The organism is Pedobacter sp. (genome assembly GCF_965279535.1).
GTDB lineage: Bacteria > Bacteroidota > Bacteroidia > Sphingobacteriales > Sphingobacteriaceae > Pedobacter.
Genome location: NZ_OZ257244.1, coordinates 1,665,642 through 1,681,153, shown reverse-complemented (window position 1 = coordinate 1,681,153; position 15,512 = coordinate 1,665,642). Strand labels below are relative to the sequence as shown.

The window sequence follows — 15,512 nt, the reverse complement described above, 5'->3', positions numbered from 1 at the left end:
CAACTTTTTCTTGCTGATGATTCCTGAGTCACGAATCATGTGTTACAAACACAGGTTAATTACCCAGCACCTTCAAAATAGCGCTTGCCTTTAGCAAACACTCTTCATATTCTTTTTCTGCTTCGCATTGATAAGTAATGGCTCCGCCTACCTGAAATGATAAGTATTGATTTTTGGCGTTGTAGAGGATACTCCTGATCACCACATTAAAATCAAATTCGCCATCGGGACTGATGCAGCCGAAAGATCCGGAATAGAGACCTCTTTTTGTGGTTTCATACCGCTCTATCAATTGCATGGCTTTAACTTTTGGAGCACCAGTCATAGAACCCATGGGAAAGGCATTTCTAATCGCATCGACAAAATGTATTGCCGGGTTTAGCTCACAACTGATGGTTGAAATCATTTGATGCACCTGCGGGAAGCTATAGATTCCAAAAAGCTCCTCTACTTTTACAGACCCTTTTACAGCAGATTTGGTTAAATCATGCCGAACCAGGTCAACAATCATTACATTTTCTGCCTGCTCTTTACTGTCATTACGCAGGGCGGCTTTAATTGCATTGTCTTCTTCCAGATCAGCACTTCTTTTAGCTGTGCCTTTAATGGGTTGAGAGATTAATTTATTTCCCCTTTTACACATAAACCTTTCGGGTGTTGCAGAGAGGATATATTGATTGTAAAGTTTAAAATAGCCTGCAAATGGGGTAGGAGATAGTTGGTTGAGTAGTTCAAAGGTCTGAACGGGATCAATCTGCGCGTTTTCAGCAAAAAACTCCTGGCAAAAATTTACTTCGTATGTATCGCCACGCAGGATATGCGATTTTAACGCATTTACACTATTGATATAATCTGATCTGGTAATTCTGGAGTTAATGTGCAATTCTTCCCTGATCGCCTCATTTAATGGCTTAAAATCCCTTATCTGATCAAGCAGGTCATCTTCACCGATAATCACCTCTACCATTCCATTTTTAGAAACGATGAGCGACTGCGGAATGAAGAAATAAAGCTCCGGGAAATTGAGATAGTCCGGGTTAGCAGATCTCAGGTTTTCTGTATCGTTCTTAAGGTCGTAGCTGAAAAAACCAAACACCCACTGTTTGTGCTGCTCATAAAAGGTTTTCAGTTGATTAAAGGCATTTCCATTAGTTACCTTTAATTCTTGTTTACATCCTGCGGCAAGCAAAAAATCATATCCTGAATAAACATCTTTATATTGATTGGAATCCAGAAAACAACAAACCTCAAATTGATTTGCCCAATGCAAAGCTTTTTGTTTAAATTCTAATATGTTCTGTGGGTTTTTCAAGCTGCGGCAAAGGTAGCTAAACGCGAGGTAAATTTTATTAAAGATGCTGAAATGAATTCGGCAGACCGCTATTTCATGAAAAAAGCAACCCATTTCTGGATTGCTTTCCTATTATGATTTGAACTAACTTCTAGTGTAACTGTAAAGTTTGTGCCCTGTCTGGTCCTACCGAAAGGAATTTGATCGGAACTTCCAGTTCTTTTTCTAAAAAGGCAATGTAATCAGTTAATTTTGAAGGAATCTGATCAACCGAAGTAATTTTAGTTACATCCGTTGCCCAGCCTTCGATGGCTTTTAATACCGGTTTTGGTTCGATAGAAATGATATCGTAAGGCATGTAGTCGATCGTTTCTCCGTTATACTCATAGTGTGTGCAGGCATAGATCGTTTCGAAAGTATCCAACACATCCGCTTTCATCATGATTAATTCGGTAACACCGTTGAGCATGATGGCATATTTTAATGCAGGTAGATCAATCCAACCGCAACGGCGTGCACGACCAGTTGTAGCACCGAATTCGTGACCTAAAGCACGCAGGTTTTCGCCAACTTCGTTTTCTAATTCAGTTGGGAAGGGGCCACCACCAACACGTGTACAATAGGCTTTAAAGATCCCGTACACTGCACCAACTTTGTTAGGCGCAATACCTAAGCCAGTACAAGCACCCGCAGTTGTAGTGTTGCTTGAGGTTACAAATGGATAAGAACCGAAGTCTACATCTAATAATGTGCCTTGTGCACCTTCTGCTAATACAGCTTTTCCTTCTTTCAAATACCCGTTAACGAAATGCTCACTGTCTACGTGAGGGATGCTTTTCAAGAATTCAATCGCTTCGAAGAAGGCTGCTTCTTTTTCTGCTAATTCATATTCAAACTCATAGTGAGAAAGAATTTCAGTATGTTTTTCTACTAATTTAGCATAACGCTCTTTAAAGTCCGGAAGTGTAGTATCACCCACACGAAGACCATTACGGCCGGTTTTATCCATATATGTTGGACCAATACCTTTTAAGGTTGAGCCAATTTTATTTTTACCCATTCTGGCCTCGTTTGCGGCATCTAATAACTGGTGGGTAGGCAGGATTAAGTGTGCTTTACGGGCAATAACTAATTTGCCATCGGCAACAGGATCATGGCCTGCTTTTTTTAGATTGTCAAGCTCTCTTTTTAAAATGATAGGATCGATAACTACACCATTACCGATAAGGTTCATGGTTTTTTCGTTAAAAATTCCTGATGGGATAGTGTTGAGAACGAATTTTTTTCCATCAAATTCTAAGGTATGGCCTGCGTTTGGTCCACCTTGAAAACGGGCGATCAGATCATATTTTGGACTTAGAACATCAACGATTTTTCCCTTTCCTTCGTCGCCCCATTGCAGGCCGAGAAGTACATCTACTTGCGTCATTATTAAAAAATTAAGCTGGTTTTATTTTTTTATTGATTTAATTTGCTTCTAGCTTTTCAGCGGCATTTTCATTTACTTTTCTGGCTACACTGCAATCAGAGCAGAAGCCATAAAGATTTAAAGAATGGTGTTTAATATCGAACTTAAGTAAATCTCCAACCATGGATTGGATTTGGTGAATACGTGGATCACAGAATTCTACCACTTTACCACATTCTATGCAGATTACATGGTCGTGCTGGCGATAACCATAAGATTTTTCGAATTGCGCCATGTTTTTACCAAACTGGTGTTTGGTAACCAGATCACAAGAAACCAATAGCTCTAAAGTGTTATAAACCGTTGCACGGCTAACACGATATTTTTGGTTTTTCATGTGAATATAGAGGGTTTCCACATCAAAGTGATCGTTTCTTGAATAGATTTCCTCTAAAATGGCGAAACGCTCAGGCGTTTTTCTCAGATTTTTGTTTTCTAAATAAGCTTCAAAAATCTTACGAACGAGCTCATTTGTTTTTTGTTCAGACATAGTATTTAAACTCCCATCAAAGGTAGGTAAATTGTTTGATTGTTGTAGCGTTAGTTTGTTGAAATGTTGTAAGAAAGTTGCTTTCCTAAACAACATACGCTTAGCAGTAATTCTCCTAAGCGTATGTGATTTAAGATTTGGCCTTCAAGACTTTCTGCTGTTTAGGCGTCGAAACGCGTTACTCCGGTTACCCCTCTAACTTTTAATAAATTTTTAATCAGGTTTTCCAGGTGTTCGGTGTCATTTACAAAGATCATAATTGAACCTTCAAAAATACCTTCATTGGTATCAACGGTAATAGAGCGCATGTTTACTTTAAAATCGCCCGAAATTACTTTGGTGATGTTATTAATCAATCCCACATCATCAATCCCCACTATTTTTAATCCCGTAAGGAAAGTAAGTTCTTTTTGTTTATTCCACTTAGCTTTTACCACACGGTAGCCGTAATTAGCCATTAACTGAGCCGCATTCGGACAGTTTGTGCGGTGTATTTTAATACCATCGCTTACGGTGATAAAGCCGAAAACATCATCACCCGGTATCGGATTACAACAGGCAGCCAGTGTATAATCAATGCGTTGCATATCCTCTCCGATAAGTAGAATATCGGATTCAGAACCCTTCATTTTGCTCTTTATGCCATCAACACTGAGGTTTTCAGGGCGTTCCGGACTGCGGTGTTCAATCTCTTTCTCACTGGAAAGGTATTCTTTGATGTCCTTAAGCTCAATTTTACCCAGGGCAACATTTACAAAAAGCTCCTGGGTAGAAGGAAGCTTAAAGAAATAGCTGATTTTATTTAGATTATCTGTATTGTAGGTGATTTTTAATGATTTTAACTTGCGCTCCAGAATCTCCTTGCCCTCTTCAGCAATTTTGCGTTTTTCTTCTTTTAATGAAGATTTGATTTTGGATTTGGCTTTAGCGGTAACTACCACATTTAACCAATCCTCTTTTGGTGTTTGCTTACTCGAAGTAATGATTTCTACCTGATCGCCATTCTGTAATTTATATGAAATAGGGACCAGTTTGTGGTTCACTTTGGCTCCTATGCAGGTTGCACCCACATCGGTGTGAATTTCGAATGCGAAATCGAGCGCTGTGGCGCCTAAGGGCAGTTGAATCAGGGCGCCTTTTGGGGTGAAAATGAAGATCTCGTCAGAGAAAAGGTTCATTTTAAAATCGTCAAGGAAATCAAGGGCATTGGCTTCAGGATTGTTTAGCATCTCACGTACCTTCTGAATCCATTGATCCAAACCATTATCATTGCTCGATTCTTTATACTTCCAGTGTGCTGCAAAACCTTTTTCGGCAATCTCATTCATCCTTTGGGTTCGAATTTGTACTTCTACCCATTGCCCGCGCGGCCCCATTACCGTAGTATGCAAACTTTCATATCCATTACCTTTGGGAGAAGATACCCAGTCGCGCAAACGGTCGGGGTTTGGCCTGTAAAGATCGGTTACAATAGAATAAGCCTTCCAGCAATCTGCTTTTTCATTTTCCGGCGGGCTATCCAGAATAATCCGAATGGCAAAAAGATCGTACACCTCTTCAAAAGGGATATTTTTCTTTTTCATCTTGTTCCAAATGGAATGGATGGATTTTGGCCGGCCGTATACATCTGCAACTAAACCCTGTTCATGTACAATTTCATCAATAGGTTCTACGAACTTCTTAATAAATAATGCCCTTTCAGCCTTTTTTTCATTGAGCTTTTTAGCAATGAATTTATAAGTATCAGGCTCCAGATATTTCATGGAAAGATCTTCGAGCTCTGATTTTATGGCGTATAAACCCAAACGGTGGGCCAGGGGGGCATAGAGGTAAATGGTTTCAGATGCAATTTTCAGCTGTTTGTGTCGCGGCATGAAATCCATTGTTCGCATATTGTGTAAGCGATCGGCCAGCTTGATTAAGATTACCCTTACATCATCGGCCAGGGTAAGCAGCATTTTACGAAAATTCTCTGCCTGTAAAGAGCTGTTGGTATCAAAAACACCTGAAATTTTTGTTAAACCATCGATAATTTTGGCGGTTTTCTTGCCAAACTCACGTTCAATATCTTCTAATGTGATAGTCGTATCCTCAACTACATCATGCAATAGCGCACAAACGATGGAGGTAGTTCCCAGTCCAATTTCTTCTGCTGCAATTTGGGCTACGGCAATGGGATGATAGATATAAGGTTCGCCTGATTTGCGGCGCATATCCTTATGGCTTTCGAGTGCCATATCAAATGCCTTGCGGATTTCTTTCTTATCTCCCTTTTGCAAAGTAGATTTACTGGCCCGTAATAATGCACGATATCGCTTTAATATTTCTTGTTTTTCCGCCTCTAAATCAATCACTAACTCTGTTTTCATTTGTATTTTTTGCGTAAAAATTTGTGTCTTATTTATGAATAAAACTTATATTAGTTCTGTTGAACAACTAATATATGAAATAACACCTAACTTTGTAAAAGAATAAATTTATGAAATTTAAAGGGCTCTTTCTTCTGTGTTTTGTAATGATTTTTAGCATTGTGTTAAAAGCGCAGGAGGCTACAGCACCTGTTTTCCCACCAAAAGGGCAAAATGATACCATTAGGGTGGCTTCTACAAATGATAACGGTGTAATGATTCCATGGATGCAATTGCAGGATGTTACCATCAATGCGGCCCGGCTTTTTAAGTCTCCGGCAGAGCGGGCGGCATATAATCGCTTAAGATATAACGTGTTGAAGGTAATGCCTTATGCCTTGTTTGCTAAAAGAAGATATGAGCAGCTGGAGCGTGATTTAGCCGTAACCACAGAGAAAAAAGAACAAAAAGCTTTAGTTAAAGCATGTGATAAAGAAATTAAAGACATGTTTAACAGAGAGATTAAAGAATTAACCATTACACAAGGGCAAATTTTAACTAAACTGATTGACAGGGAAGTTGGCAGAACAACTTATGATATTGTTAAGCAGACCAAAGGTGGTTTTGCAGCATTCTCCTACCAGATTGTAGCCCGTGTAGTAGGACATAACTTAAAAAGTACATACAGCCCAACTGAAGATAGAGATATTGAATCAATTATACGCAGTTCGGGGTTTTATCAATAAATCATGCAGGGAAGTATTCCTAACGTTTATTCCTTTAAAGTAAGAAAGATCAATGGTGAGGCGCAACCATTATCTGCTTACAGAAATAAAGTTATCCTCATTGTAAACACCGCCTCAGCATGCGGCTTTACTCCACAGCTCAAAGAACTACAACAGTTGAAAGATGAAATTGGAGACCCTGATTTTGAAATACTGGGATTTCCAAGCGATGATTTCGGTCGGCAGGAGCCATTGAATGGTGAAGATATCCAACAGTTTTGTGAAATCAATCATGGGGTGAAATTTCCTGTATTTGATAAAATTATGGTTAGGGGAAATCATATTCATCCGCTATATCAATTTCTGAGCGATAAAAAGCTTAATGGCAAGCTCAGTTCTAAGCCAAGGTGGAACTTCCATAAATATCTGTTGAATAGAAAAGGTGAAATACAGGATTTTTTCTTTCCGTTTACGAAACCACTCAGCGGAAAAATCAGAAAGAAAATTCAGCGCTTGCTGGAAGAAAAAGCATAATAATTAAGAATGAAATTAGATATTTTAGTTTTAGCCGTACATCCCGATGATGCGGAACTTTGCTGTTCGGGAACTATTTTAAAGCACATTGCCCTGGGTAAAAAAGTTGGTATTGTGGATCTGACCCGTGGTGAGTTGGGTACAAGGGGAACGGCTGAAACCCGTGATGAAGAAGCCGCCGATGCGGCAAAAATATTGGGTTTGCATGTAAGGGAAAACCTTCGCCTGAGGGATGGATTTTTTCAAAACGATGAAGAAAGCCGTTTAGCTGTAATCAAAGCCATTCGTAAATACCAGCCTGAGATTATTTTAAGTAATGCACTTCATGACCGCCACCCTGATCATGGCAGAGCGGGAGATTTGGTGAATGATGCTGTATTTTTATCTGGCTTGCCGAAAATAAAAACCCTGCTGGAAGGTGTAGATCAGCAAGCACACAGACCCAGATTGTTGCTGCAGTTTATCCAGGATAGCTATATTCAACCCGATATTATTGTCGATATTACGGATCATATCGATACCAAAATTAAATCTATCCAGGCCTATAAAACACAATTCTTCAATCCTGATGTAGACGGACAACAAACCTACATTTCATCACCCGAATTTTTTGAAAGTGTAATTGGAAGAGCCAGAGAGTTTGGCAAAAGCATTGGTGCCACCTTTGGTGAGGGCTTTACCTCAAGGAAGCTTTTAGGGGTGGATAGTTTGTTTGATCTTAGGTGAGTTGGGGAGGGTTGGTTCATTGGGCATTAGCCGTTAGCCATTGGGCATTGGGCATTAGTCATTGGGCATTATTCATTATTCATTATTCATTGGTCATTAGTTATTGGTTCATTGGGCTTGACTGGACGCTTGTGCTGTGGTTAAGTAGCGATCATTCCCAACAAAATTGCCAGTTATTTGTTACCCTAAAAACGAATAATAATGGCGAATATATTCTCTTCACTCAAAAATGCATACCAACTTTTTAAGCATGTTGATTTTGGTAAATTAGAGGCTTTATCGAAAAAGGTAGATTTACCAAAAATGGTAGAAACCATTTCCAATTTAGATGATAAACAGATTCAGGGCATGATGAAAATGATGGGTGGATCAGGTAAAAAGAAAGAACTACCACCTATTGAAGGCGATTTTTATCATTTAGGAGATGAAGCATTGCGAGATGAAGACCGAGAATTACAGCTAAAAGTACGTGCTTTTTTAGAGAAAGAAGTAAAACCGATTGTAAATCAATACTGGAATAAGGCCGAGTTCCCTTTTGAAATTATTCCGAAACTGGCAGAGCTTAATATTTGCGGATTAACCTATCAAGGTTATGGCTGCCCCGGCAAATCCAATTTAATGGAGGGTATTTTGGCGATGGAAATGGCACGAATAGATACCTCCATATCTACATTTTTTGGTGTACAGAGCGGACTGGCCATGGGCGCTATCTATTTATGTGGCTCGGAGGAACAAAAACAACAATGGTTACCCCTTATGCAGCAGTTTAAAATTATTGGGGCATTTGGACTAACTGAACCTGAGGTAGGCTCAGCTGCCGCGGGAGGCTTAACCACTACCTGTAAAAAAGTAGGAGATAAGTGGGTTTTAAATGGGCAGAAAAAATGGATAGGTAATGCCACTTTTGCCGATATTTTAATCATTTGGGCGAGGGATGAAGCGAGCAATGAGGTTAAAGGATTTATCGTGAAAAAAGATAATCCAGGGTTTGCAGTAGAAAAAATGCAGAACAAAATGGCGCTCAGAATTGTGCAGAATGGTCTGATTACCCTAACCAATTGCGAGGTAGCAGAAAGTGACCGCTTGCAAAATGCCAATTCTTTTAAAGATACGGCTAAAGTTTTACAGATGACCAGGGCAGGGGTAGCCTGGCAGGCTGTGGGTTGTGCCAGGGGAGCTTATGAAAATGCTTTAGATTATACACGTACCCGCAAGCAGTTTGGTAAGCCCATTGCTTCTTTTCAGCTCATTCAAAATCATCTGGTAGAAATGCTCTCTAATTTAACAGCCATGCAAACCCTATGCTACCGCCTTTCGCAACTGCAGGATCAGGGCTTGCTAAAGGATGAGCATGCTTCTTTGGCCAAGGTTTTCTGTTCTTTGCGCACCCGCGATGTAGTAAGCAAAGCGCGTGAGGTAATGGGCGGCAATGGCATTTTGTTAGAATACAACGTAGCCAGATTTGTGGCAGATGCTGAGGCCATTTACTCGTATGAAGGAACAAAGGAGATTAATACCTTGATCGTAGGCCGGGCAATTACAGGTTTTTCGGCTTTCGTGTAATGCTTTCAACTTTACTTTCAACTTCCGTACTTTTTACCACCTAAGACACCTAAGACCCCTTAGAGGGTTTTGGCGGTAGTTCTTCAACTTTCAACTTTCACTTTATACTTTCAACTCCCTCCTCCACTAAAAAGGGTGTTTATTAAACGCAACCTGGCTCATGGCACTTTTTTCATATAGTGCAATGCAGGATTTATTGAATTGGGGATCGAAATTTACCTCACCCGGTTGCAAAGCATTGGGCAGAGCCGTGTTTTCCATAAAGAAATAAACCTTGGTATTCCCATATTTGGTATGCGGCATCAGGTTTCCGTAGTCTTCCAGCTCCTTCCATACCGAATCTTTAATGGTAACTATATATATACGCTGAACGGGGCCAGTATTATTGGCATTCCGGTACTTTAATATTTCTTTAAAACCTGCTTTCATGTCTTCAATTCCGGGCTGGTTGAAACTGCTCTTCAACATCAGGAATATCAATACTAAAATACCCGCTGTAATTACATAAAATAATGGCTTTTTATTCATGCCTACAATAAAGGCAATATTTTTTCCATAACAGTCAAGCCCTCGTCAATATGTTTTTCTTCAATGCAGAGTGCCGGGCGGAAACGGATAGTCTGGTTGCCACAGCCCAGGAACATCACATTGTGCTCTAGTCCCTTAGCAATAAATTTATTTCTCAAATCCTTATTTGGGAAGTCGAACGCACATAGTAAACCTCTTCCACGTACATTGCTCATCAGGTTAAATTTTTGTGCCAGGGTAGCCAGATTTTGTTTTAAATATTCACCGGTTTTTGCTGCCTGGTTGCAGAGTTGATCTTCTTCTATAATTTGCAGAATCTGTGTGGAGCGAACCATATCAACCAGGTTTCCACCCCAGGTAGAATTAATCCGACTGGGTACTGTAAATACATTGGTTTCAATTTCCTCTACTTTTTTACCCACCAGAATACCGCAAACCTGCATTTTTTTGCCAAAAGCGATAATATCGGGGCGGGCACGCTCGGAAAAATGCTGATGGCACCAGAATTTGCCTGTTAAGCCCACTCCGGTTTGAACCTCATCGTAAATTAAGAATGCCTCATTTTCATCGGCAAGTGTTTTCAACTGAATTAAAAATTCTTCACGCAAGTGATTGTCTCCACCTTCAGATTGAACTGGTTCGATAATAATGGCACAAATATCATCTTTATTATCTGCGAAAGCACGCTTAATTTGTTCAATAGAAGCTGCTTCTGTAGTTTCAGCTCGCTCAAGGTTATCACCCTGTAACGGAAATTTAACTTCGGGAACACTCACTCTCGGCCAGTCGAACTTTGCATACCATTTGGTTTTATCCGGTAGCGTATTGGTAAGGCTCAAGGTGTAACCCGTCCTACCATGAAAGGCTTTTTCAAAATGCAGTACTTTAAAACCCTTTTCTTCCGTGTAACCTTTTTTAAAGTTCTTTTGTACCTTCCAGTCCATGGCTACTTTAATCGCATTTTCAACTGCCAGGGCACCACCTGCGATGAAAAATGCATGGGGTAGGTAATCAGGGATACCAATTTTACCGAAGGTTTCAACAAACTGGGCATATTGCTGGGTATAAACATCAGAATTTGATGGGTTGGCCATTGCTGCAGCAAGCAGATTTTTTTTGAAGGCCTCATCATTAATCATTTTTGGATGATTGTAACCCAAGGGGACAGAAGCAAAGCAGGTAAAGAAATCGAGCAGATTCCGATTGTATTTTGCATCGTAAATGTAAGCGCCCTGACTTCTTTCTATGTCGTAGGTAAGGTCGAAACCATCTGCTAAAATATGTTTACTTAAGGATTCGTTAACGCGGTCGGCTGTTACTGTTAATTGATACATAAGCTAGGATTTGGTATAAACCAAATTTACTGAAATGTGCCTAATTTTAAAATTTAAGCACTTTTTGTACCGAATTGTGAAAAAATAGGTTTAAACTGTTTAAAGTATGTTTTTAGACAGAATATCAGTTTAGACTTTGATGATGTGGAAAACTTTTTTACTAAAACGCCATCAAGAGGTTTCTAGCTTGTCCTTGTTTAGTGAACTGTATGGGTTGAAATTTATGTAGATGTTTGTATTCGGACCAGTTAAATCGGAATAGCTATCTTTGCTATTCAATGAAACAAAATCTCTTTCAAACTTCTGTAGAGCCGCTTCTGGACTATTTCAATCACTTCATTCCTCTTAATGCAGGGGAAAAACAATTTGTCATGGATTTGTTCAAGCCACGCTTGTATAGAAAAAGACAATACGTACTGCAAGAAGGGGATATCTGTACGCAGTTCAATTTTGTGGTTCGTGGATGTCTAAGGATGTATAAGATTGACGAGAAGGGCAATACCCACATCATACAATTTACTTCCGAAAACTGGTGGCTGATGGATATTGGAAGTTTCCATGGAAAGGCCCCATCCGAACTTAATATTGATGCATTGGAAGATACTATGGTTTTCCAGGTCAGCTATGAGAATTTGATTGAACTTTACACAAAAGCACCCAAATTCAATCTCATATTCCGTGTGCTGATAGAAAACAGTTTTGTTTCGCTTCAGAAACGATTGTTGCAAAACATCAGCTCTACCGCTGAAGAACGCTATCTTTCTTTCATTCAAAATTATTCTCATTTGACCAATCGTTTGCCACAGGTACAGATTGCTGCGTTTATTGGTATATCACCAGAGTTCTTGAGCCGACTTCGCAGTAAGCAAGTAAGAGCAAAATCTTAATCTGGATCAAGATTATTTCTTGATGCAGTTCATTGGCGTGAGACTTACATAACCCGCAACTTTGTGTTATTCAAATTAATCATTAACGATAAATTAAAATAACATGGAAACAGCATTAAAAGTAGCTATTATAGGCTTGGGAAACATTGGTAAAGTGGTCGCCAAAAATTTGGTAACCGGTAATCAGCCGGTAATCGTCGCCGGTAGAAAACTAGAGGATGCACAAGTATTTGCAAATGCATTGGGAAGCCTTGTCACAGCTAAAGAAACTGTAGAAGCAATCAAAGAAGCAGATGTAGTAGTATTGTCGGTTTGGTACAATACCATTCAGGAGTTTTTCAAAACTTATGCTACCGAACTCAGAGGTAAAATCATAATCGACCCCTCTAATCCAATCGCTCCCGACGAAAAAGGTGGTTTCAAAAAAATCATTGCAGAAAACCAATCCGCTGGACAATTGAATGCAGCCATTCTTCCACAAGATGCAAAATTGGTAAAAGCATTTGGTACTTTGGGCGCAGCCTCATTAGAAAATGCAAGTTCAGGTACAGATGAAAAGTCAGTTCTATTTTATGCTTCAGATGATAATGCCATAGATATTACGGTTGAAAAATTAATCTTGGCAAGTGGCTTTGCTCCTTTAAAAGTTGGTGGAATAGATCAATCTATTCGTCTGGAAGTATTTGGAGATTTGCACGAGTTTGGTGCTATCGGTAAAACGGTAAATGTTGCAGAGGGAAAAACAAAAATTTAATTCAACATCTAAGACACAGTATCATGAAATTGAAAAATCTGGCGGTAATGCTATTGCTGGTGGCAGCGGGGAAAATCGTTAATGGGCAGGAGTCAGCAACTATTGTAAAGGATTGGGAAAGGGCAAGGGCTTATACCCAAGAATATTTAGATGCGATGTCTGAAAATGGCTTTTCACAGAAACCTACACCAGAAATGCGTTCTTTCGCTGAACAGCTATTACATCTCGCAGATGCAAACTATGGATTTGCTTCGGTTGCTATAGCTGTAAAAAGCCCATTCGGGCAAGGAGCGTTAGAAAAAACAGATAACAAAACTAAGGCGTACGTTACCAAATTGGTGTTAGATAGCTATGATTTTATTATCAACAATGTTAAGACCATGACTGATGCGCAATTGGATGAACATATAAAGTTATTTGGGAATTTGGATATGACCAAAAGAATTGCTTTGGCTAAGGTTTTTGAGCACCAGACACATCATCGTGGGCAGGCAACTGTATATCTTAGATTAGCTGGAGTTAAGCCACCTCAAGAAAAATTATTCTAAAATAATGCTGATTTATATGAATAAGCTAATCGTTATGTCTCTGCTTTTGTTCTTTAGTTCATTCCTGTATGCCCAGACGGTTAAGCTAGGTAAATATGAATTTTCTGCTAATCAAGTATCCTTAACGGCAGTTAAAATTAACGGCAAAGCTGCGCTAAGAATTATTAAGGATGAAACTATTAAAAAAGTAGATGAACCCACTTTTGCCAAACTAATGGGCGTTAATTTTAAAAACGGAATGATTGAGGTTAAAGTATTAAGTAGATTACTGAACAGTGCACCTGAATATGCCAGAGGATTTATTGGTGTTGCATATCGCATAAATAGAGACAATTCCGCTTACGAGAGTATCTATATCAGGCCAACAAATGGCAGGGCTGAAGACCAAGTAAGACGCAACCATACTATTCAATATTACGCCTATCCAGATTGGAAGTTTGACAGGTTACGGCAAGAAAAGCCAGAGCAATATGAGACCTATGCCGATATGCAACTTGATAAGTGGATAACCATAAGAATAGAAATAAAAGACAAGGTAGCCAAATTGTTCTTGGACAACAAAGAGCAACCGTGCTTATATTTAAATACTCCAAAAGATGTGGTGACTAAAGCAGGAGGAATTGGCTTATGGGTAGATGTAGGAACAGAAGGCTTCTTTAAAGATTTAAAAATTACAAAGATTGATTAATAATGGGAACAGAAAATAACACCAAAGACACATTGACGCATCATCTTAAGGCATTTGGTAATAATGATTTAGATGAAATCCTAAAAGACTATACAGAAGAATCAGTAATTTTAACAAGTGACCGTACTATAAGAGGCTTATCAAAAATAAAGGATTTCTTTGCAGGGCTTTTTAAGCTCATTCCTGTGAGGTCTTCATTTGAGATGATACAGTTATCTGTGTTCAACAATGTGGCGCATATTATATGGAAAAGCTCGTCGGAAAAGGCGATCATCAACTTTGGAACGGATACTTTTTTTATAACAGATCAGAAGATTTTATTTCATACTGTCGCTGCTGATATTCAAATAATTTGAAGTTGAAATTTAATGTTTTTGTTGGGGTTATGTTTTAGCAATATACTATTATTGATCTAAAATTTTGAAAACCGCCTATTTCGATCCATTCATCCACAAAATGGTTCGAATTTACGCACCGCCACTGAGCTCCAATCTTACGGTATCGCTAAGGGGATACCGTATTTTCTAAATATTTTTTATACCAGTATCTCCCTGATACGTTTGTTGACATACTAAGCTTCATTTTTTTAAGTTAATCAATTGTAGCTTTTTTAGTCGTTAAAATTTATAACGACAAGCTAAAGCAGGAGGATACTGGAACTTTCTTGATTAAAAATTTCTAAAATCTGCATCAAATTAATTTTGAGCAAAGCGCCTAAAGATTTATCTTTCCTCAAATTATTTTTTTTCATCAGTTACGCTCAACATTATGGTAGGAACCTTGGCTCAGCTCATCGCAATGGTTGGATATGGAAATCAGTGCATTGCTAACCCTAGAAGTCATCCCGAATTTTTTCAGCAGAACAGCTCTTTTAAGTATTGCCACCAAGTCTTTTTTACCGCCGAAAAGCGAAAGAACATCTTTTCTTCAAGCAAACTAACCACCATTGCCGAAAACCCTCTGGAATGGTTTGCTTACCTGAGTGGCGAAGGGTGCCAGGCATTGCGGTTATATTATGAAGGCTCAGGAAGCGTTTCGAATAGCGCTGACCACCGAATGGCAGGAATGATCGGAGGAGGAAGGACGTGGGTCATCGAAACGATTTATCCCAAATTTTCAGATTTGTGGTACGGCGGTTGGAAGGTGACCAAAGAACTGGCCAGTGATAAGCGCATCTGGTCTGTAGAATATCGGAAAGTTGAGGAGGAGATTCAAACCAGAAACCTACAACTTGACCTGGACAAACAGCGGCAGCTACTTTCCAAAACACTAGTTGCCATTAGGGATTTTGCAAGTCGTATCTGTCAGGAAAACTATGCGCGGGTTTTTCTTAAGGCATTGGAAACACTGGATAATCAAAATCCGGAAACCGGCTTTTATCATCCCGACCTCCTTCCAGAGCAGGTATACAGCCTGGAAGAAAGGCAACTGCTTTTTGCCGCCTGCCGCTCATGGGTATTCGGAGGCATGGGGTCCTGGAATGATATGGCACTTGATGATGGACAGTTGGGCCAGGAATATCAATACTTGTCATCTGTACTGTATTCGGCGATCAACCAAGCTATCATTGCAGCACTGAATGCCCGATAAGCTAGCCAATAAACCAGAAATATTCAATTCCTTAAAAT

16 protein-coding genes are annotated in these 15,512 nt (G+C 39.4%); 10 read left to right on the top strand and 6 right to left on the bottom strand.

The annotated features are described in order from the left end of the window. Nucleotides 1-55 precede the first annotated feature (55 nt). The 4 genes from ACQY77_RS06680 to ACQY77_RS06665 all read right to left on the bottom strand — a co-directional run bounded on the left by ACQY77_RS06680 (nt 56) and on the right by ACQY77_RS06665 (nt 5,618). The gene (locus ACQY77_RS06680; RefSeq protein ID WP_428430125.1) at nt 56-1,270 is read right to left on the bottom strand and encodes an anthranilate synthase component I family protein; all 1,215 of its coding nucleotides are present in this window, start codon (nt 1,268-1,270) and stop codon (nt 56-58) included. A 172-nt stretch (nt 1,271-1,442) separates the two neighbouring features. Next, entirely contained in the window at nt 1,443-2,720 is a 1,278-nt protein-coding gene (locus tag ACQY77_RS06675) for an adenylosuccinate synthase (RefSeq protein ID WP_421938757.1), read from the bottom strand. Nucleotides 2,721-2,757: 37 nt separating this feature from the next. Next, nucleotides 2,758-3,249 carry a Fur family transcriptional regulator gene (locus tag ACQY77_RS06670; RefSeq protein ID WP_421938758.1) on the bottom strand — a complete coding sequence of 164 codons (492 nt, stop codon included), beginning with the start codon at nt 3,247-3,249 and terminating at the stop codon, nt 2,758-2,760. 161 nt (nt 3,250-3,410) lie between these two features. Further along, nucleotides 3,411-5,618: a RelA/SpoT family protein gene (locus tag ACQY77_RS06665; protein WP_421938759.1), complete on the bottom strand. Its 2,208-nt coding sequence runs from the start codon at nt 5,616-5,618 to the stop codon at nt 3,411-3,413. A 110-nt stretch (nt 5,619-5,728) separates the two neighbouring features. On the opposite strand from ACQY77_RS06665, the gene ACQY77_RS06660 reads away from it, so the two are divergent. The 4 genes from ACQY77_RS06660 (at nt 5,729) to ACQY77_RS06645 (ending at nt 9,145) form a co-directional block, all read left to right on the top strand. Beyond that, nucleotides 5,729-6,343, top strand: coding sequence for a DUF4294 domain-containing protein (locus ACQY77_RS06660; RefSeq protein WP_421938760.1), 615 nt, complete (start codon nt 5,729-5,731; stop codon nt 6,341-6,343). A gap of 3 nt (nt 6,344-6,346) precedes the next feature. Further along, on the top strand, nt 6,347-6,856 hold the full coding sequence (locus tag ACQY77_RS06655; protein ID WP_421938761.1) for a glutathione peroxidase: 510 nt from the start codon (nt 6,347-6,349) through the stop codon (nt 6,854-6,856). A 9-nt stretch (nt 6,857-6,865) separates the two neighbouring features. Continuing rightward, nucleotides 6,866-7,582 carry a bacillithiol biosynthesis deacetylase BshB1 gene (bshB1, locus tag ACQY77_RS06650; RefSeq protein ID WP_421938762.1) on the top strand — a complete coding sequence of 239 codons (717 nt, stop codon included), beginning with the start codon at nt 6,866-6,868 and terminating at the stop codon, nt 7,580-7,582. 201 nt (nt 7,583-7,783) lie between these two features. After that, nucleotides 7,784-9,145 carry an acyl-CoA dehydrogenase family protein gene (locus tag ACQY77_RS06645; RefSeq protein ID WP_421938763.1) on the top strand — a complete coding sequence of 454 codons (1,362 nt, stop codon included), beginning with the start codon at nt 7,784-7,786 and terminating at the stop codon, nt 9,143-9,145. Nucleotides 9,146-9,271: 126 nt separating this feature from the next. On the opposite strand, the gene ACQY77_RS06640 is transcribed toward ACQY77_RS06645, so the two are convergent. Both ACQY77_RS06640 and lat read right to left on the bottom strand, forming a co-directional pair. Next, nucleotides 9,272-9,673: a hypothetical protein gene (locus ACQY77_RS06640; protein ID WP_421938764.1), complete on the bottom strand. Its 402-nt coding sequence runs from the start codon at nt 9,671-9,673 to the stop codon at nt 9,272-9,274. Nucleotides 9,674-9,675: 2 nt separating this feature from the next. After that, on the bottom strand, nt 9,676-11,007 hold the full coding sequence (gene lat, locus ACQY77_RS06635; RefSeq protein ID WP_421938765.1) for an L-lysine 6-transaminase: 1,332 nt from the start codon (nt 11,005-11,007) through the stop codon (nt 9,676-9,678). A 278-nt stretch (nt 11,008-11,285) separates the two neighbouring features. On the opposite strand from lat, the gene ACQY77_RS06630 reads away from it, so the two are divergent. From ACQY77_RS06630 to ACQY77_RS06605, 6 genes are all read left to right on the top strand, one after another. Further along, on the top strand, nt 11,286-11,894 hold the full coding sequence (locus ACQY77_RS06630; protein WP_421938766.1) for a Crp/Fnr family transcriptional regulator: 609 nt from the start codon (nt 11,286-11,288) through the stop codon (nt 11,892-11,894). A 103-nt stretch (nt 11,895-11,997) separates the two neighbouring features. Next, entirely contained in the window at nt 11,998-12,648 is a 651-nt protein-coding gene (locus ACQY77_RS06625; RefSeq protein WP_421938767.1) for an NADPH-dependent F420 reductase, read from the top strand. 23 nt (nt 12,649-12,671) lie between these two features. Continuing rightward, entirely contained in the window at nt 12,672-13,196 is a 525-nt protein-coding gene (locus ACQY77_RS06620) for a DinB family protein (protein ID WP_421938768.1), read from the top strand. Between the two features lie 16 nt (nt 13,197-13,212). Continuing rightward, entirely contained in the window at nt 13,213-13,884 is a 672-nt protein-coding gene (locus ACQY77_RS06615) for a hypothetical protein (RefSeq protein ID WP_421938769.1), read from the top strand. Nucleotides 13,885-13,886: 2 nt separating this feature from the next. Beyond that, entirely contained in the window at nt 13,887-14,240 is a 354-nt protein-coding gene (locus ACQY77_RS06610) for a hypothetical protein (protein ID WP_421938770.1), read from the top strand. Between the two features lie 412 nt (nt 14,241-14,652). After that, complete coding sequence (locus ACQY77_RS06605; RefSeq protein WP_421938771.1) at nt 14,653-15,474, top strand: hypothetical protein; 822 nt, start codon at nt 14,653-14,655, stop codon at nt 15,472-15,474. Nucleotides 15,475-15,512 lie beyond the last annotated feature (38 nt).